Genomic DNA, 19,215 nt, shown 5'->3' with positions numbered 1-19,215 from the left:
CTCCGTTTCCAGTGGCTAAAGTTTAACTAGGGTTTTTGCTTTCTGACGGGCCTTGTCGCTGTACATACGCGAATCGGCTGCCCCCAGCAACTCATCCGCACTCGTACCATCGACAGGACAGACTGCTGCCCCGATACTGACAACCACGTAGAACGTGCCACCCGGCACACGCAGCTCACTGTTCAGCTTGTCACGCAGGCGCTCGATCAGTTGATCCAGCGATTCACGTGACTCCAGCTGCCTGGCGATAACCAGAAACTCATCGCCGCCGTAGCGGCCTGCAAAGTCCGACGTCCTGACGGCTTCGCGGAGCCTGCCGGTAAACTCAACCAGTAAGGTATCGCCGGAGCTGTGCCCATAGTGGTCATTTACCGTTTTGAAATCGTTCAGGTCGATAAGAATGGTGGCAAACTGTTCCCCGCTGCGTTGCACTTCCAGCAAAGTCTGGTTTAGTTTTTCGTCGATACAACGTCTGTTGGGCAAGCCGGTCAGCGCGTCCTCACGGGCCAGTTGCATAACCTGCTGTCGTGAACGGAAATAACAGGCGACGCTCAGTCCGAAGATCCAGGCGACATGGAAATTGGCGCCAGCAAAGACATACCACTGTGTACCGGTGGATTCTGGACCCATTATTATGCTCTCGCTGCTCGTCAGCGCCAGCATGAACCGCCACGCTATCGTGGCGCTCATGCATACACCCGCTACAGCGGCCAGGGAGTTGGCCGTGAATTCATGACGGTCGCTGGTGCGCCAGACGAACGCAATCGCCGAAGTCAATTGAAAAGCCAACGTAAAGCCGTCATGGAAAATATACCGCAAACCCGGATCAAGCCTCAGGAGCCAGGAACCAATGACAAACACGGGAATCAGCAGTATCAAATAACTCCAGCGGTCGGTTGAGCCCAGGTTTCGAAACCGCAAGGTGCCTTCCATGATCAACAGATTGGCGGTCAAGCTGGCCGTATTGCTGGTAAACGGTCCCCAGCCATCGGACCAGCCCAGCAAGGCATTGAGCAGGTTGAACATGGCAGACGTGATGTTGAGCAGGGTGCCCAGCATCCAAAACATGACTCCAGGCATATCACGATTGATACGCCAGATCAGGAACATGACAAAAAACGAGGTTATCCCCAGCGCCAAAAACATAAGCGCCAGTGTCGCAAGGTCAAGCTGGATCATAGGAAGATGCCAATCTCCGCAAGACAGTTGCCCAAACCCCGTTTGCAGGCACTGTCAGTTTTATTGTGCTCAAGCTGTCATTCCAGTTGGAGCAACTGACCAGACAACGTGATTTTGCTCTGATCTTAGCAGAATTGCATCGCAGCAGACAGCAATCAATACTATTGATTACGTTTACATTCTGAGGTCCATTCACCAGCTTTATGTTGTGGCTTGGCGGACAATGTCGGGCACATTCTATTTTCCCAAGATTCCGGCTGCGGCACGACCAGCCCGCAGCCCACTTGCCATGCTTGCCGTCAACAAATAACCACCCGTCGGCGCATCCCAGTCAAGCATTTCACCGACACAGAACAGGCCCGGATGCTCATTCAGCATCAGGTCCTGTGTCAGCGCAGTGCCATGTACCCCGCCTGCTGTGCTGATCGCCTCATCAAGCGGGCGCATGCCTTTGACCGGCAGACTCAGTTTTTTGGCTGCCACTGCCATGGCGACAACGTCCTGTTCTGCGCCATCGCTTACAAGTTCGCGCAACAGCGCGTATTTGACGCCATCAAGGCCCAGGCGTTTACGCAGGTAGTTACTACGGGACATCTTGCCCTGAGGCTTATTCAACTTCTGGCGGACCTGCTCCTCTGTCAGATCAGGCAACAGATCAAGCCCCAGAGTGACAGCTCCTGATTTCGCCAGAGCCTCCCTGATCGATGCAGACAGGGCATAAATCAACCCGCCTTCCAGTCCATGCGTTGTCACCACGGCTTCGCCTCGCCTGCAGCCCGATTCAGTCCCGGCCACGCCGAGTGTCACAGTTTTCAGGGGCCTTCCAGCGAAGTGTTCACTGAACCACGGCGACCAGGGGATTTCGACGCCGCCGTTGCTTGGCATGAAATCGGTCACAGGGATAGTGTGGGCTGATAAGACATCGCGCCAGCGCCCGTCAGAACCGAGTCGTGACCAGCTGGCGCCACCCAGGGCCAGCACGCAGACACGGGCAGCAATCTGCACCTGCCCCGTCGGCGTCGTGAATTCGTGAACCATGCCGTCGGCGGTCTGTGTCCATCCGCACCAGCGGTACCGGTTACGAATCTGCAGTCCGGCAAGCGCCAGTTGTCCCAACCAGGCTCTCAAGAGTGGTGATGCCTTCATCTGGACAGGAAAGACACGCCCTGAGCTGCCCACGAATGTGTCTATTCCCAGCGCTCGCGCCCACGCTGTCATGGCCTGAGCATCAAAGTCCTCCAGCCACGGAGCGACATCGACCGACCCAGTGAAACGTGAGACAAACTCTGCTTTGGGTTCTGCATGGGTAAGGTTGAGACCGCCAACGCCAGCGCGAAGCAGTTTGCGCCCCACGGCCGGCATGGCGTCACACAGCACAACAGAGCAACCAGCTTCGATGAGTTGTTGGGCAGCCATCAGACCGGCGGGGCCACCACCGACGACCAGAGCATCGGGCTTATTCTCAGGCAGGATTTTGTTTTCAGACACGCGCTGCGGCCCAGCGATCGGTGTAGTCAATCAATACACTGGTAATACCTGGTTCTGACAGGGCATGACCGGCATCAGCAATGATGTGCAGCTCTGAATTGGGCAGTACTCGATGCAGATCCCAGGCATTCTCGACCGGACAGATAACGTCGTAGCGGCCATGCACTATCACTGTGGGTATATGCTGGATACTGGCTGCCTGGTTTAGCAGATAGTTATCTTCGCTAAAGAAACCTCGATTGATGAAGTAATGGCATTCGATGCGGGCAAAGGCCTCGGCAAAACTGTCCTGACCAAACTTGGCGGCTGCACCAGCATCAGGCAACAGTCGCAGGGTTGAACCTTCCCAGGTTGACCAGGCTCTGGCTGCCTCGCGGCGTACATTCGCATCGTCGGAGGTCAGACGCCGATAGTATGCCGTAACCATGTCCCCACGCTCATTCACTGGGATGGGGGCCTGATACTGCTCCCATAGATCGGGAAACAGGCGGGAACAGCCCTCCTGGTAAAACCAGTCAATCTCTTTTTTGCGAAGCAGGAAAATGCCACGCAAAAACAGCTCCGTGCAACGCTCCGCATGGGTCACGGCATAGGCCAGCGACAGGGTAGAGCCCCAGGAACCGCCAAACACTGCCCAATTATCGATTCCCAGATGGACCCGAAGACGCTCCATATCAGCAACCAGGTCCCAGGTTGTATTCTCCCGAAGTTCAGCAAACGGCGTGCTGCGCCCACAGCCACGCTGATCGAACAGCACCACACGCCATTTGTCAGGGTCAAAATAGCGACGGTAATCTGGATTTACCCCTCCTCCGGGACCACCATGCAGGAATACCACCGGCTTGCCTTCCGGATTGCCAACCTGCTCATAATAGAGCGTGTGCAGGGGCGACACTTCAAGTGTGCCCACGTCGTATGGCTCAATGGGTGGATAGGGTTTGTTCATTGTCGGCACACCTTATTCTGTCATTGTCAGTATTCAGCGGCTTGCTGAGTATTGTATGCTACCACCACTTACACCAGGACTGCTGCTGACTTCATCAACAAGTAAGCAGCAAACCCAAGCAAGACGCGCCATGTCAAAACAGAAGATTGCTTCATTAAGCCATTATATCGACCTCCTGCTTGACGCTATCTGCCTGGTCGATGCCGAAGGCTTTTTTGTTGATGTCAGCGCTGGCTGTGAACGGGTATTCGGCTATACGCGCGACGAACTGATAGGCCGTAACATTCGCGAGCTCATTCACCCAGATGATCTGGAGCCAACCATGGCCACGGCCGATCGCGTGCTCAAGGGGCAGGCCGTCACTTTCTTTGAAAACAGATACATACGTAAAGATGGCAGCGTGGCGCATATCATGTGGTCAGCACGCTGGGCAGAACAGGATAAACTGCGCGTCGCGGTCGCCCGCAACATCTCCGAGCGCAAACACGTTGAAGCTAAGCAACACGCCATGTACTCGATATCCGAGGCCGTCCATGCTGCAGATAATATTGAACAGCTGACCGCCAACATCAGTCATGCAGTGAGCAGCATACTGCCCGGGCTGAAGCTGAGCATTACACATCAGGACGGTACTGCTGATTTGGCCGACCTGACAGTGAGCTGCACGCATAACGGTAGACTGGACGCTGCCGATCAGGCCCTGTTCGAATTCATCAATACCCAGGTGGCCATCGCCGTCGAGCGCCACCAGCTACTGGCAAAACTGAAACACCTGGCACTGTATGATGAATTGACCGGACTGCCCAATCGCAGCCTTTTCAATGACCGGCTGGATTCCGCACTCAAGCGCAAACAGCGCAGTGGGGGCTCCTTGACGATCCTTTATATCGACCTGGATGGGTTCAAGGCAATCAACGATACCTGGGGGCATGAAGCTGGCGATATTGTGCTCAAACAGATCGCCATCCGATTACAGGACAGCGTACGCAGCGCTGACACGGTAGCCCGTCTTGCTGGTGATGAATTTGTGATCCTGCTGGAAGGCGATGGACCGGCGCATTCACCCTGGGTGGTTGCCGAAAAGATCGTCTGCAACGTCGAACAGCCGATTCGCGTGGCAGAAGCAGAGTTGCGAGTACTACCCAGTATTGGCCTGGCGAGCTTCCCGACAGACGCGCTGGACGCCACAGCCCTGCTGAGGCACGCTGATCATGCCATGTACAAGGCCAAGAAAACGCGCAACCAATACATCTACCCACCTTCGCCAGCCTGGAACTGAGCTGTTATGGCTGCTAGCAGGTGGCCTTGAAAATGTCCGCTGGTATTGATTTGCTGTACAACCAGCCCTGGGCGTACCGAACGCCTCTTTCACGCAGATAGGCAGCCTGCTTCTCCGTCTCGACCCCTTCTGCAACAACATCAAGCTGCAGAGTGTTGGCCATCTCAATCAAGTGCAGAACAACGCGGCTGGTAGCCGCTTCCTTGTCAATTGCTTCAACAAACAGCCTGTCGATTTTCAGGCTGTCAAAAGGCATGGTTTCCAGGTAAGACAGACTACTGTAGCCAGTACCAAAATCATCTATCGATACACGAATGCCCTGCTCCCTCATGGCTGCCAGCGCGACGCGGGCTTTTTCAGGCTCCACCAGCATTCGCTCGGTCAACTCGACAGTCAGCTGGCCCGGTCGCAAATTAAACCGCTTGATGACAGACAGCAGATGTTCCGATGTTGCCGGGAGCAGAATATCGCTGGCAGACAGATTGATACTTAAGGACATGACTGGATTGTCACGCAGAAACCCTCCCATGTCCTGTGCCGCCAACTCCAGAACCCGGCTTGTGATCAGATTGATGAGATTGCTTTCCTCCGCCACCGGAATAAAGATGTCCGGCTCTACCAGCTTACCATCGCGCGTTCGCCATCTGAGAAGCGCCTCGGCGCCAACCCATTCACTGGTCTGTAGATCTACAATCGGCTGGTATTCAAGGAAAAACTCATCGCGGCGCAGACCCAAACGTATCTGCGTCGCCATCGACACCTGTTGCCGTGCCGCATACAGAAACGCCAATGTCAGCACGCCAGCCGCAAGGAGTGAAAATGGCAGCCAGCGCAGGCTGATTTCCCGAACACGCTCATCCAGATGGAATAATGGCTCAGCCGCCAGAGAACCCGTCTGACCCACCTGGTCGGACAACATCACAGCCACAATAAAACTACCGTCTACGAAAGTGGCTTCCTGCTCATCTCCCAGCCGGTCAATCCAGTCGGGATTGGCTTCACCAATCGAGGTCCTTATCTCACCATTATTAGGGTTGAATGTTGCAAAAACTGCGCCCTGAATATCCGTGGCAATATCCACCGCCTGATTACGGTGGGCCATCGCTATGAATCCGTCACGGGAGATGGAAATGTACGGGGTGTCATTAGGCAGCGGCATGGGAGAGCTAAGCCGTAATTCTGTGCCAATTGCAGTAACCGTATCCGGCTGCCCGAGGTTTAATGGTGGTTCGTGCAAGCCAAGTGATGAACACGGCATGAAATTGCCATCGACCACACCTGCAGCTTTCATGAATTCGCCGCGAAGAGCCAGCTGCCTCATGAGCTGAAGCATGTCTGCAGAGCAGGGATCAACAGCGCCTTCAGCGATGAGCAAATCAATTGCTTCCTGCATCTGCTCCACAGCGCGATCAGAGCGCTGCACAACAACCTCAGCGTAACCCCGGACCCGTTCCATTTCTATCTGCAGTCCCTGCTGGCGCGCCAGATAAAGCGATACCAGTGGCGGCCCGAGAGCCGTCATCAGCACAATCGTTGCTGTTACGAGGGTAAATCTCATACTACGCATGCTGATCCCTGCATGTCTTGTTATGGTTTGTAAAAGCATACTAGGGCAGGAAGACGCTCTTGTCACTAGTCAGTAAGTAACGCAGCGAAGGCAGGAATACAAACCGCATCAAACCGTTGTCAGCAATGATATTAGTTGTTAAATTCAGATCGATAACCACAAATCAAAGCGGTGAGTATTATGTTTGACAGAAACAAGGATAAAACCAACGAAAGAACGGAAGCCCCTGCTTCACCCGCAGCGCCAGCCGAAACCAGTAACACTGGCGCCAGCCATCGCAGCGCACCTGCTGCCTCCCCCTCATCGGCTTCCGGCAAGGCTGCCGTGCTGGGCGCGACCATCAAGGTCAAAGGAGACATCAGTGGCGACGAGAATTTGCTGATCGAAGGCCAGGTGGATGGTTCCGTTATGCTGGCCAATCACGAATTGACCATCGGCAAAACCGGCCGACTGAATGCTGACCTCACCGCCAAGACCATACGAATTGATGGCGAAGTGAATGGCGACATCACTGGCAAGGACAAAGTGGTAGTCAGCAGCACCAGTCATATTAAAGGCAATATCGTCACGCCAAAGATGACGCTGGAAGAAGGCGCCCGCTTCAAGGGTACCATCGATATCGATCCCAGCCACGCCAACAGCAACACCAGTGCGGCGTCTCTGAAATCATCAAGCACTTCGGACAAGCCTGCCTGATCGTGAACCTGGCCGAGCAACTCAACAGCGGACAGCCTGAAACGCTGCCGTCGCGACTGATGCCCGACATACTGGAGCGCCTGCAGTCTGTACCCAGACTGATGGTACTGGACGTCGGGCTGGGCGTGCATGAAACGGTGGCTTTTTTTGGCGATCGCAGATGTCGGCTGCATTTTGCGGGCATTCACGATGCACTGCACAGCCCACCGCGAGTTGAACATCAGCGTCAACCAGGCCAACTGGTCGACAAACAGGTCGAGGAAGCTGCCAGCTACGAGGCATGGCGACAGCATTTTGCGCAATCAATGAACTACCCGCCAGACACCCGCTTTGATGTCTGTCTGTTTTGGGATCTGTTCAATTACCTTGACGATATTGCCATCAAGGCCTTTGCCGATGTGCTGTCGCCCTACCTCTCGGATCAGACCCTGGCACATGCCTATCTGCTTCTCAAAGCGGATAACGGGTTTAGCAGCCGCGAATACGGCATCAAGTCTGCCGGGGAAATAGCAATTCGAGCTGGCGCTCACAACAGCCTGGATTGTTTTCCAAGGCCACAGGCTCGTGTCACCAGCATGATTTCTGACTTTTCAGTCAATCACAGCGTGCTGCGCCGTGATGGACTGTTGGAAGTATCACTGCGCAGCAAGACTGGGACAGCGCGATAAGCGCTGACTGAAGAGTCGATTACTCGTCGTCGTGAATCAGACGACCACCGACCCAGGTCTGAAATACATCAGTCTTCCAGATTTCCTGTGGTGCCACTTCGAACACATCCTGATCCACCAGAATAAAATCGGCCTTCTTGCCTGGCTCCAGCGTGCCCAATACATCTTCCTGATGCGCCGCATAGGCAGCATCCAGCGTGAAACTGAGCAATGCCTCTTCATGCGTCATGCGCTCTTCGGGAAACCAGCCGCCGGGTGGCTGATTGTCCTGATCCTGGCGAGTAATGGCTGCATGCAGGCCAAAGAACGGATTGGGTGATTCGACGGGAAAATCAGATCCGTTGGCGATGATTACACCAGTATCCAGAAGCTTGCGCCATGCGTACGCTCCATGAATACGCACCTCGCCAATACGATCCTGTGCCATGTTTTTATCGCTGGTCGCGTGCGTTGCCTGCATCGAGGGAATCACGCCAAGTTCATTGAATCTCAGAATATCCTCAAAACGCAGAATCTGTGCGTGCTCTATGCGATGTCGCTGCTCCTCGGTACCGGTACCACGAATCAGCGCTTCAAAGTTGTCCATGACGATCCGGTTCGCACCGTCGCCAATCGCATGTACGTTAACCTGAAAGTCTGCAGACATCGCCTGGTTCATCAACTGGGTCAGACGCTCCGGGGTATGCAGCAGTAAGCCACGATGTCCAGGCTGATCGCTGTAGTCATCGTCCAGGTAGGCACCCCGGCTGCCTAGCGCGCCATCAGCAGAAATCTTCACACTTCGAACCGCCAGGGTGTTGTCATCACTGATGAAATGCCCTTCCGCCAGGCGCTCTGCAAACGCGCTGTCAGTGGCGGCCAGCATCACATAAACACGAATCGGAAGTGGACCTTCCTCCTGCAGTTCGCGGTAGGCCTGCAGCGTGCTGCTACCGACCCCCGCATCATGTACGCTGGTCAAGCCCTGAGCTGCCAGTGACTGCATCGACAGTCGCAGCGCAGCTTTTTGATCATCGATACTGGGCTGCGGAATATGCTGAGTGATCAGGCGCATGGCGGTATCAACAAAGGTACCTGTGGCGCGCCCTTCAGAATCACGTATGATCATGCCGCCGTCAGGATCCGGCGTTGATGCGTCGATTCCTGCCAGCTCCATAGCAGCCCTGTTGGCCCAGCCTGCATGCCCGTCGACACGACTGAACCACATGGGAGTGTCTGAATCTGCGGCTGCCAGTGAGTCCGCGCTTGGGAAGCTGTTGCTGTCCCACAAAACCTGATTCCAGCCCCGCCCCTGAATCCACTGCAAATCCGGATTGGCCTGCTGAAAAGCGATGACGCGCTCAACAGCTTCCTGCTCTGAGCGGGTACCGGTCATGTCCACGCGCAGCAGGCTCAGGCCATAGTTCAAGACGTGACCATGCGCATCAATCAGACCTGGCAACAGCGTGCGACCCTGCCCGTCGAGCACCGTTACATCTTCCTGCTGCGGCAACTCATCACCGGCCATCAACAGTCGATCCACCGTATCACCAGTAAACTGGATGCCAGTAAATTGCACCAGCTCACGATCGCGGTTCATAGTGTAGCCATTAACATTGGTCACCACGGTTGTCTGGGCGGCCAACAAAGATGAGCCCATGGCCGCAACCACACCAGCCAGCAACAACCACCCCTTTTTTGAAGAAACTCGCGATGAAGCTGAAGCAAACGTAGTTGGGTTGCAAGACGGTGCCATCGGCTTGGCAGAGCGGACAAGTCGGGCGAGTAAGCAGGATAAAGACATAATGAGTTCCGTAAGAGCTTGTGTAGGCAAATGTGGCGGCTCGGCGCACCACTAAACGTGTACGGAGTCTAACCAGAAACCGGCGTTTTGACTATAATGTCGCGCAGCAGAAAAAAATCCGACCAATAACAATGAGAATGTCACCATGATATCAAGTCCTTTCGTTTCGCCCCCAATGGGCCGATTTATGAACATCCGTAGCGCCGTTTTATCCGCACTGCTGGCACTGTCTGTTGCATTGCCTGCAACTGCCAAGGCAGCTGAATTGACGCTGGTGCGTTTTGGCGAGCCAGGTGCCGAAAAACCTGGCCTGGTGGATGGTCAGGGACAAATTCGGGACCTATCAGCTCATATCAGCGAGCTGACGCCCGCGCAACTGACCGACGAAAGCCTGCAACGCCTGGCGGCAATATCAGTGGATTCTCTGCCGATGGTTTCCGGCAGCCCGAGACTGGCCGCACCCATGACGGGCGTAGGCAAGATTGTCGCGATCGGGTTCAACTATGTCGACCATGCCGCAGAAATGGCTGTCGACCTGCCAGAAGAACCTCTGGTGTTCATGAAAGCAGTGACCGCGCTCAGCAACCCCTTCGATGACATCATCACGCCACGTGCGGCCACCAAGCTGGACTATGAGGCCGAACTGGTTGTTGTGATTGGCAAACGTGCCCAGTATGTCAGCCTGGAAGATGCGCTTGACTACGTGGCCGGCTATACCACTGGCAACGATGTATCGGAGCGAGCGTTTCAACGCGAACGTGCTGGTCAGTTCGTCAAGGGCAAAAGCGCCGACTCATTTGCACCATTTGGCCCCTATCTGGTGACACGTGACTCGATAGACGATGTGCAAAACCTGCGCATCTGGTCCGAAATCAATGGCGAAATGCGTCAGGATGGCAATACCAGCCAGATGGTGTTTGGTGTTGCGCATATCGTCAGTTATCTGAGTCAGTTCATGACACTGATGCCCGGCGATCTGATCTACACCGGCACACCCGAAGGCGTCGGTGACGGCTTGACTCCTCCCCAGTACCTGCAGCCCGGTGACATTGTGCGTATCGGTATTGATGGCATTGGCGAGTTGCGCCAGACAGTGGTGCCGGCCCCCTGATATGACACCAGGAATCGACGCAGCCAGCAAGGCCGGAATCGAGTACCGGATCCACGAGTACACTCATGATCCGGCCCACGCGTCTTATGGTCTTGAGGCTGCAGAAAAAATGCAGGTCTCTCCTGATAAGGTGTTTAAAACACTGGTCGCAGTCCTGGACACCAGGGAATTGCTGGTAGCGGTGATTCCTGTATCGACCAGCCTGAATATGAAAATGCTGGCGAAGGCCGCTGGCGGCAAAAAGGCTGCAATGGCAGAGATCAATGCCGTCCAGCGCAGCACCGGCTACGTGCTGGGGGGCGTCAGCCCGCTGGGACAGAAAAAGCAGCTGCGTACCTTCGTTGACAGCAGCGCCACTGAGTTCGAAACCATCTTTGTCAGTGCAGGCAAGCGAGGGCTGGAAATAGAGCTGAGCCCGAACGACCTGAAGACACTGACAGCTGCACAGTTTGCGGCGCTGTCAGCCTGAGCTGCGTGTCAACATCGGCACATATTGTCCCTGCAGTGTTTTCAACCACTGCCCGAACAGGCGCTCTGACGGCGAGTTGAGATAAGCCAGATAATCGTGGCAGCACAGATTAAGTAACTGCCGGTCCGCTGCCAGTCTTTCCACAGCGAGCCAGTCATTCCATGCCAGCGACAAGGACCAGTTGCTGTCGTGAATGTCACAGTTGGGCAATCGATAATGCAGTGCGGGTCGTGACTTGATGCGCGGGTCATCGGTGTATTCCCGCACCAGTTTTTCGTCCACATGGGCGAATACGGGCAACATGTCCAGCGCCCGGTTTCGGGTTGGATTGAATTCAAGATAGTCACGCATCAGCTGTTCAAGATCAGGCTGGTAGTCCGGCGCCAGCACCAGGCGCACATAATCGACCGGGAAGGGGTCGATGTAAGGTGTCACCCGACGCGCCATGTCCACCTGGCATCGGACCTGCAGCCAGTCGAACAGGCAAAAGAACGCCTTGAGAATGGAATCAATATAGTCCGCAGTGGTCTCTGGCACCTCCATGTTCAGATGCATGCCGAACGCGTTCGACCAGCGGTCAGAGGTCCCTTTTGCGCCATGCTTCCTGATACGCGATATCAGGGTTTCCACCTGCTGCAAACGCGCCATTGGCAGTGGCGGACTGACCAGCTCTACAGGCACAACAGTCTCTGCAACACTGGCCATCAGCTCCTCCAGCGATTGCACCAGCTCACCCATCATGCCCGGCTCAATGGCCTGCCGCCCCATACTCTTGAGCAGCCCAAAGTCCAGTTCCACCTGCCAGTCTCCCGCCGGGTCGCCCACAATCTCCCAATCATAGCGTCCGCTTTCGCGCACATCGACGGCCATGCCCTGATCATGCAGGAACTCTGAGACCAGCTTTGCAAGCCTGTCGACAGTGATATCACTCATCTCAAGCTCAACGCCAAGCCGTCGCTCCTTACCCTCAGCATTGCGGGTAATGTCCGGCATATGGACTGGCTGCACCTCACTCATTGCTGCGGGACTCCGGAGTCGGGGGTTCAACAGTTCCCTGTTGCCCAGGCGAGCCAACGTCAGGCTCAGGTCGGATTCTTTGATACACCCAGGCTTGCCCGCCGTCTTCGAGGGTCACGACGAAGCGTCGATAACGCTGACCCAGACGCTCATAGCGATCCAGGCGCCGCAGCTGACGCTCATTAACGGTCAGCACCAGACCGCTGACACTGGCCGACTCATCTTCGACAATATCCAGACCAGCACGACGATAACCAGATAGCGCGCCGGGACGGCCGGTGATCCTGGAACCGGTCACCAGCATCCTGACTGCCGGATTACGCAGCGTTCCGAAAACGAAAAGCCGGGCTTCGCCGTTCTCGTCAAATCCGTAGCTGGCCTGCTCCAGCTCAAGTTGCATGGCCTGTGGCACCTCAAAATTCGCGGGATTCAGATATACATGCCACCAGAGAACGGCTGGCACTGCAAGTAGCAATGCCAGCAGTAGTGAACGAGAGCGTGTCAGGCGGGGCCGGCGCAAGAATCCTCCTGTCTGAATCGCTTACTCGCCAGCCGGGCCGTTCAGAGCACCAACGATGTTCGTTTTGAACTCTTCCCGAAAACCATTACCACTGGCGGGTGAGACCTGTGCCATGATCACAGCAATCATATTATTGACGGGATCGATCCAGAAACGGGTGCCAGCTGATCCATCCCACCAGTACTCACCGGTGCTGACGGGGTGATTGTAGGCAGCTGGGTCCATCGCAACCGCAAAGCCGCCCAGCGACCATCCCGAGCCAAGCCAGTACCCGCCACTACCGATTGGCAGAAGCGCATCAGGAATGGCATTTTCCGATACCAGACGCCGCGTCTGTTCGCTGAACAATGCCTCACCATCGGGTCGCGTGTTGGTCAATAAGGCGTGGGAGAACGACAGGAAATCTGCAGTGCTGGAAACCAGGCCCACACCACTGCTGGTCAAGGTCCGGCGCTCGGTGACGGGAATGTCCTCCATCTCTATGGCCCTTAACTGCCCTGCGTCATCCGGCCGATACACGGTTGCCAGTCGTGAGGCACGTTCTTCATCGACGTAAAACACGGTATCAGTCATACCCAGCGGCTGAAAAAGCTGCTCCTCCAGGTAGACATCAACGGGCTGCCCCGTCACCACCTCAATCACGCGCCCCAATACTTCAGCATGCAGACCATAACGAAACTGGGTACCCGGATCCTCAAACAGCGGAAGAGCCGCTGCATTGTCAACCACCTGCGCCAGTGTCTGGTCATAGCTGTGTACATTATTGGCGCGATAGAGTGAGCTGCTGCGACTGCCCAGGCCTGAGGTGTGCGTCAGCAACTGGGCCAGTGTAATATCGCCCACCCTGGCCCGCACTGCGCTGGGGTCTGGATTGGCAGAATCGATCAGCACAGGTTGATCGGCGAAGGCCGGCAGGTACTGGCTGACAGGGTCATTGACGTCCAGCAGACCCTGATCATGCAACAGCAGGATTGCCACGGCGGTCACTGGTCGAGTCATTGAATAAGTGCGAAACAGCGCATCCAGCGGCATCTCATCACGGCTTTCAATGTCGCGCCAGCCCACCGCCTCGGCGTACACGAGCTTGTCGTCCTTCATGATCGCCGCAACAGCACCAGCAATGTCATTGGCTTCCACGCGCGCGCGCAGGGCGGATGTTGCAGACTGCAGAGCCTGATCAGACAAGCCAACCGTGGCTGGTGACGCGGTGTCGAATCGATCCGACCAGGGCAGAGATGACCCGGCACTTTGCGACAGAGCGGTGCCGGCAGACAACATCATCAGCACGCCTACTGAAACCGCCTTGAAACCCGTATGCATCTGAATACTCTCCCGTCATATTGATGATGACAGGAAGTCTACATTCAACCTCCACTCAAGGCACCCACAATCTGTATGCGACCACCATCCGGCACTGGCACAGTCAGATCATGAACCAGCGTTTCGCCCACAAACATGGCAATGTGCCGGCGGATACGCTGATGTTCGTCTACCACTCTGAATCTCAGGCCCGGGAATTTCAATTCCAGCGCGTCCAGAACGCCCGCCAGTGTCAGGGTGTTAACCGGCAGACTCAAGTCCAGGTGACGCTGAGCACCGGTATAGTCATCCAGCTGACTGGGCAGGGTGACAGTGATATTCATTACTCAGCCCGCTCAGCCACTTCTACTGAATAAATCTGTGGCAGATCCATGGCCAGCCCCTGCCAGGAGTCGCCACCATCAAAGCTGCCCCAGATCTGGCCGTTGGTGGTCCCCAGATATACGCCCGTCTGATCATGTGAATCCACTGCCATACACTGACGTTTGACCGTCCACCAGGCCTGCGAGACAGGAAAACCTTTATCCAGTCGCTGCCAGCTCATGCCGCCATCGTGACTGCGATACACCGCAGGTTTACCCTGAGGACTGGTTCTCGGCCACTGTCCCGAGCCATCCATGGGGAAAACCCAGATCGTCTCCGGGTCGCGTGGATGCACAAGCATGGGAAAACCAATATCACCAATCTCGACAGGCATATTGTCACCGATACGCTGCCAGGTTTCGCCTTTGTCACGATCCATACGATAGATACCACAATGGTTTTGATGGTACAGCCGATTTGAATGAACTGGGTGCATGACCACACAGTGCGGATCGTGACCATACTCATATTCGCTGCCATCTTCTTTAGGGGGATAAAAGTCCATGGCAACGCCTTTGTTCAGGGGACGCCAGGTCTCACCCTCATCATGGCTTTCAAAAATGCCGCCGCTGGACATGCCAATCAGCAGGTGTCGCGCGTCAGCCGGGTCCACGATCACTGAATGCAGTTTCGGACCATCCGGTGTGCCGTCCTTGTCACCGCCGCGCCAGTCCACAAATTCAGCCAGGTGGTTCAGCCCGATCACCTCCTGCCAGCTCATTCCGCCATCATCGGACCGGAACAGGCCCTGGGGAGAGGTGCCGGCATACCACACATCAGGCTGACTGGCGTGTCCCGGCGTCAACCAGAAGACATGATCCACGGCCCTGGCTGTTGAGCCTACTGGGGCAAATGCAGGCGGCTGCGTCGACTCCCGCCAGGTCTCGCCTGCATCTGTGGACACAAATACAGACGGCCCAAGATGCCCACTGCCCACGGCCATGAGCTGATAACCCGGCCGGCGCGGATCCTCCACGTAGTGGCTGACCACTGCCCCCAGATGCATAGGCCCGGTCAATTGCCGCAGCTGCCTGTCACTGCCAAGCGTCAGGCACCATGCGCCCTTTTTTGTACCGATCAACAGCGTTGTTGCTGCCGGCTCCCTGTTTTTATTCATGTCTGATGTCCTTTGCCGCGCTGAAATTGAAGGATTCCAACCAATCAGTCGTTACAGTTTGACCGCTTTCGACACAGTTTGAAGAAAAAATTGACTCTGTCAAAAAACATGGTTTATGCTTCGAGCGATCGATCGCACAGATTTTGATTGCAAAACAAAGTGTTATCAAAAGTAACAAACTGATCATTCTGTGTAGATTGGTAACATTTCTCGAGCAGTACCTGCCGTGGGAAGTGTGACAATTCAGATCCGCCAGACGCATAACAACAACAAACAGAAACTGCAAAAAGCAACAACGTGAAGAGGGCTGACAAAGGCCCCTGTAGGCACTGGCTATTTTTATGGCCGGGAGTGATAGAGCCGAGTATTGCTATTACCTCAAGCAAACGGGGTACTGCGTTCCAGTTCTTATCTGTTTGTGTGTCCGTTACACGTATACAGGTGGAAACTTAACTGCAGTAAATAATAAGTACTAAGGGGGGGAAACCCGATGAAACTGAAAGAACTGTACCGGTGTATCGCATGCGCCTCACTGGTGGCACCAACCCTGGTGTTCGCACAGCAAGGCTCCGAGCCGGAAATTGAAGAAGTTGTAGTTACCGGTTCCTTGATTCGTGGCACACCTGTTGATGCCGCACTTCCCGTAGAAGTTTACTCCCAGGACGATCTGGCACTGTCCGGCTCGCCTTCTGCACTGGACTTCGCCAAAAGCCTGAGTATTTCTGGTGCCACTACCGGTGAATCCTACTACTTCGGCGGCGCTGGTCTGACTGGTAGCGTGCAATACAACCTGCGCGGTATCGGCTCCGACAAAACACTGTCGCTGTTCAACGGCCGCCGCGTTACGCAAAACACCTCTGTTATTCCATCAATCGCACTGCAGCGCACCGAGATCCTGAAAGACGGCGCGGCTGTAACCTACGGTGCGGACGCCACAGGCGGTGTTGTTAACTTTATCAGCCGCGACAGCTTTGAAGGCATTGAAATCCAGTCTTCATACAAGGCGATCGACGGCTCTGATGGCGACTGGAACGTTGGTATCGTAGGCGGCTTCAGCGGCGACGTAACCGATGTCGTCTGGGCTGCTTCATGGGATCACCGTTCACTGCTGAACGCAGACGAGCGCCCCTTTACTGATCTGCCTTACGGCGTCAACCCGGCCCCCTGGTCAACACTGACCAACCTGGCTGGCTGGCTGCCGCGCGGCGCGCTGCCTGCAACACAGACTTATAACCCTGCTTCTACGAACGGTGCAGGCGACTGGGGCAACCCGGTTGGTGGCGTAATCTCCGACTTCACCCAGAGTTCCTGTGAAGCCGTCGGTGGTGTGTATGTCAACAGCTTCACCTGCGCATACAACTACATTCCTTACTACAACGTCGTATCTGAGAATGACATTTATCGACTGTTTGGTCAGGTAACCACACAGGTTACTGACAGCATGGAATTCTACGCACGTGCTGCCTACTCCATGGTCGACACGCCCTACCAGTACGGCTCACCTTCACAGCCAGTAATTCGTGGTCCAGCCATTCACGGCGGCGCGACCTACCAGCTGTATGTGCCCAAGAACAACCCGTTCGTTCAGGACTTTGCGACCCGTACCGGCTACATCAATAACCCGGCATGGGCAGTAACGCAGGGCTTCACGCCCATCACCTACCGTGCATTCGCACACGGCGGTCTGGACACCTTTGCGGAAGACGGCAAGTACTCCACACCCAGCAAAATCCGCAACAAGTTCACCCACCTGGTGGCGGGCTTTGAAGGCGAGTTCGACAACGGTATCACCTACGATATCGCTACCACCTACAACCAGTCCAACCTGTATGCCGACAGCCCTGACATGATGCTGTACAACGTTCAGGAAGCGCTGAATGGTTTCGGTGGCCCAAACTGTAACGTTCAGGATTTGAACCCTAACCGGTTTGGTACACAGAACCCTGGAATGGCCGGTTCAGCTGGCTGTAGCTGGTACAACCCGTTTGCTTCCAACTTTGCTCAACAGCCGGTTTATGGCCTGGCCAACCCAAGCTATGTACCGGGCGCAGAGAACCCGGACGAGCTGATCGAGTGGATGTTTAACCCACGTGCGACTCGTGACGTTAACTGGAACCTGACCTTTGACGCCGTATTCAGCGGCGAGACACCACTGGAACTGCCAGGCGGTATCGTAGGCTGGGCGGCTGGTGCACAATTCCGTACCACCGAAAACCAGGAAATCGTGACAGATCCGCTGTACAACGGTTCACGTCCGTGTCAGAACCCGGCCACAGACGGTCAGGTACCACGTGACCCTTCAGACCCTCTGTACAACGGCTGTACGCCTGACGAACCGGGTCCATTCCAGTTCTTCTCAACCAACCCGGCTGACTTCAGCACCCAGGATCAGACTTCCGTATTCGGCGAATTGAGCCTGCCTGTGCTGGATAACGTGTTCCTGTCAGCAGCAGCACGTTATGAAGAGTTCTCGGGCGGACTGGATTCAACGGTATACAAGGTCTCTGGCCAGTGGAACATCACCGACAACATGTCAGTCCGTGGCTCGTACGGTACCAACTACCAGGCACCTGGCGCGGATATCATTCCAGGCGAATTTGCCAGCGGCACTGCCAGCTACACCGTCGCCGGTGGTAACTGGCGTGGCGCACAGACGGTAACCCGCTCTGACATCGTCCCAGAAGAAGCCACTGTCTGGAGCTCAGGCTTCATCTGGCAATCCGAAGGCTTCACAGCTGGCAGCGACTTCCGTTTCATCATTGACTACTTCAATATTGAAACTGAAAACGAGCTGGGCCTGCTGGCGTCTGTTAACCAGATCGCGTCCTCAGTGTTCAGCATTTCGCCAACCGGCTCAGGTGCTGTTCCGACCAATGGTAGCGCTCTGGCTGACTGTTCACACCCGCTGGTTGGTCGTGTGACCTTCAACGGCCAGTGTGTGCAGGGCGTCACTACAGCGGCTGACTTCTCGGAAATCCGCACTGACTTTGGTAACGGTCCTGGCCAGCTGACTGCTGGTTTTGACATCCAGACCACGTATGGTTTCCCGGCGTTCTCTGGCGACGTGACCTTGAGTGCAACAGCCACCAAGATCAACAAGTTCCAGTACACTGAAACTACGTTGGACGGCTTCCAGATTGAACCAGGCGCTGACCGACTGGGCTTCCTGAACTTCGCTACCATTGCCAACGCTGTTTCTGAATGGCGCGGCAACCTGACTGCGAACTATGCTCAGGGTGACCACAACTTCCGTCTGCAGGCTCTTTACATCAAAGGCGTGAAAGACGACCGTTACTTCAACGCTGACGGTTCACGCGTTGGTGATGCGGCTCTGACACCATCTGGTCGTCAGATCGGCAGCACTGACCCCTACGGCCCAAGCCTGTACGGTGTGTTTGGTGAAGACTGGGTATCTGTGGACTTCCACTACACCCTGGACCTGCTGGACTGGGACGCTACCCTGTCAGCTTCTATCGAGAATATCGCGGACGAAATGCCGCCAGCCTCTCGCCAGGAGCTGGGTTACGATCCACGTATCGGCAACCCGCTGGGCCGCACCTTCCAGGTTGGTGTGACCAAGCGCTTCTAATAGGCACTGCCCTCACGGGCAGTCTTGTTGGATAAACAAAAAGCCCCGCTCTCTCGAGCGGGGCTTTTTTGTTTGTACTGTCTGCGACCTGAAAATCTGTGCA

16 protein-coding genes are annotated in these 19,215 nt (G+C 55.5%); 6 read left to right on the top strand and 10 right to left on the bottom strand.

The annotated features are described in order from the left end of the window. Nucleotides 1–15: 15 nt before the first annotated feature. The 3 genes from QGM61_RS14590 to pip form a co-directional block, all read right to left on the bottom strand. Nucleotides 16–1,179: a sensor domain-containing diguanylate cyclase gene (locus QGM61_RS14590; protein WP_281133419.1), complete on the bottom strand. Its 1,164-nt coding sequence runs from the start codon at nucleotides 1,177–1,179 to the stop codon at nucleotides 16–18. A 237-nt stretch (nucleotides 1,180–1,416) separates the two neighbouring features. Next, nucleotides 1,417–2,667, bottom strand: a complete 1,251-nt coding sequence (locus QGM61_RS14585) for a TIGR03862 family flavoprotein (protein ID WP_281133418.1) — start codon at nucleotides 2,665–2,667, stop codon at nucleotides 1,417–1,419. Then, nucleotides 2,660–3,613 carry a prolyl aminopeptidase gene (pip, locus tag QGM61_RS14580; protein ID WP_281133417.1) on the bottom strand — a complete coding sequence of 318 codons (954 nt, stop codon included), beginning with the start codon at nucleotides 3,611–3,613 and terminating at the stop codon, nucleotides 2,660–2,662. The genes QGM61_RS14585 and pip overlap by 8 nt, the downstream gene beginning before the upstream one ends. Nucleotides 3,614–3,743: 130 nt before the next feature. Between pip and QGM61_RS14575 the strand changes: the two genes are divergently transcribed. Further along, nucleotides 3,744–4,892, top strand: coding sequence for a diguanylate cyclase domain-containing protein (locus tag QGM61_RS14575; RefSeq protein WP_281133416.1), 1,149 nt, complete (start codon nucleotides 3,744–3,746; stop codon nucleotides 4,890–4,892). A 13-nt stretch (nucleotides 4,893–4,905) separates the two neighbouring features. Here QGM61_RS14575 and QGM61_RS14570 read toward each other — a convergent pair whose 3' ends face one another. Then, a complete protein-coding gene (locus QGM61_RS14570) occupies nucleotides 4,906–6,450 on the bottom strand; it encodes an EAL domain-containing protein (RefSeq protein ID WP_281133415.1) in 1,545 nt (514 codons plus the stop codon). A 189-nt stretch (nucleotides 6,451–6,639) separates the two neighbouring features. On the opposite strand from QGM61_RS14570, the gene QGM61_RS14565 reads away from it, so the two are divergent. Next, nucleotides 6,640–7,155 (top strand): polymer-forming cytoskeletal protein, encoded by a 516-nt coding sequence (locus QGM61_RS14565; protein ID WP_281133414.1) that lies wholly within the window; start codon nucleotides 6,640–6,642, stop codon nucleotides 7,153–7,155. A 2-nt stretch (nucleotides 7,156–7,157) separates the two neighbouring features. Further along, the gene (locus QGM61_RS14560) at nucleotides 7,158–7,823 is read left to right on the top strand and encodes a hypothetical protein (RefSeq protein ID WP_281133413.1); all 666 of its coding nucleotides are present in this window, start codon (nucleotides 7,158–7,160) and stop codon (nucleotides 7,821–7,823) included. A 19-nt stretch (nucleotides 7,824–7,842) separates the two neighbouring features. Here the strand turns inward: QGM61_RS14560 and QGM61_RS14555 are convergent, their stop codons facing one another. After that, entirely contained in the window at nucleotides 7,843–9,606 is a 1,764-nt protein-coding gene (locus QGM61_RS14555) for an amidohydrolase (protein WP_281133412.1), read from the bottom strand. A gap of 265 nt (nucleotides 9,607–9,871) precedes the next feature. Between QGM61_RS14555 and QGM61_RS14550 the strand changes: the two genes are divergently transcribed. Both QGM61_RS14550 and ybaK read left to right on the top strand, forming a co-directional pair. Then, entirely contained in the window at nucleotides 9,872–10,717 is an 846-nt protein-coding gene (locus QGM61_RS14550) for a fumarylacetoacetate hydrolase family protein (RefSeq protein WP_281133442.1), read from the top strand. Between the two features lies 1 nt (nucleotide 10,718). Further along, nucleotides 10,719–11,186 (top strand): Cys-tRNA(Pro) deacylase, encoded by a 468-nt coding sequence (gene ybaK / locus QGM61_RS14545; protein WP_281133411.1) that lies wholly within the window; start codon nucleotides 10,719–10,721, stop codon nucleotides 11,184–11,186. On the opposite strand, the gene QGM61_RS14540 is transcribed toward ybaK, so the two are convergent. Genes QGM61_RS14540 through QGM61_RS14520 form a run of 5 tightly spaced genes read right to left on the bottom strand, consistent with a single transcriptional unit; the run spans nucleotide 11,178 to nucleotide 15,523 of the window. Then, nucleotides 11,178–12,203 carry an amidoligase family protein gene (locus QGM61_RS14540; protein ID WP_281133410.1) on the bottom strand — a complete coding sequence of 342 codons (1,026 nt, stop codon included), beginning with the start codon at nucleotides 12,201–12,203 and terminating at the stop codon, nucleotides 11,178–11,180. The genes ybaK and QGM61_RS14540 overlap by 9 nt on opposite strands. Continuing rightward, nucleotides 12,196–12,723 carry a gamma-glutamylcyclotransferase family protein gene (locus tag QGM61_RS14535; RefSeq protein WP_281133409.1) on the bottom strand — a complete coding sequence of 176 codons (528 nt, stop codon included), beginning with the start codon at nucleotides 12,721–12,723 and terminating at the stop codon, nucleotides 12,196–12,198. Before QGM61_RS14535 ends, QGM61_RS14540 begins: the two co-directional genes overlap by 8 nt. A 21-nt stretch (nucleotides 12,724–12,744) precedes the next feature. After that, nucleotides 12,745–14,043: a serine hydrolase domain-containing protein gene (locus QGM61_RS14530; protein WP_281133408.1), complete on the bottom strand. Its 1,299-nt coding sequence runs from the start codon at nucleotides 14,041–14,043 to the stop codon at nucleotides 12,745–12,747. 44 nt (nucleotides 14,044–14,087) lie between these two features. After that, a complete protein-coding gene (locus tag QGM61_RS14525; protein ID WP_281133407.1) occupies nucleotides 14,088–14,366 on the bottom strand; it encodes a MoaD/ThiS family protein in 279 nt (92 codons plus the stop codon). After that, nucleotides 14,366–15,523: an exo-alpha-sialidase gene (locus QGM61_RS14520; RefSeq protein ID WP_281133406.1), complete on the bottom strand. Its 1,158-nt coding sequence runs from the start codon at nucleotides 15,521–15,523 to the stop codon at nucleotides 14,366–14,368. Before QGM61_RS14520 ends, QGM61_RS14525 begins: the two co-directional genes overlap by 1 nt. A gap of 490 nt (nucleotides 15,524–16,013) precedes the next feature. Between QGM61_RS14520 and QGM61_RS14515 the strand changes: the two genes are divergently transcribed. Then, entirely contained in the window at nucleotides 16,014–19,112 is a 3,099-nt protein-coding gene (locus QGM61_RS14515; protein ID WP_281133405.1) for a TonB-dependent receptor domain-containing protein, read from the top strand. The last annotated feature ends 103 nt before the right edge of the window (nucleotides 19,113–19,215 follow it).

Origin of the sequence: Pseudohongiella sp. SYSU M77423 (assembly GCF_029911965.1) — a bacterium.
In the GTDB taxonomy this organism is placed as follows: domain Bacteria; phylum Pseudomonadota; class Gammaproteobacteria; order Pseudomonadales; family Pseudohongiellaceae; genus Pseudohongiella.
This window is presented reverse-complemented; position numbering and strand designations above follow the sequence as displayed.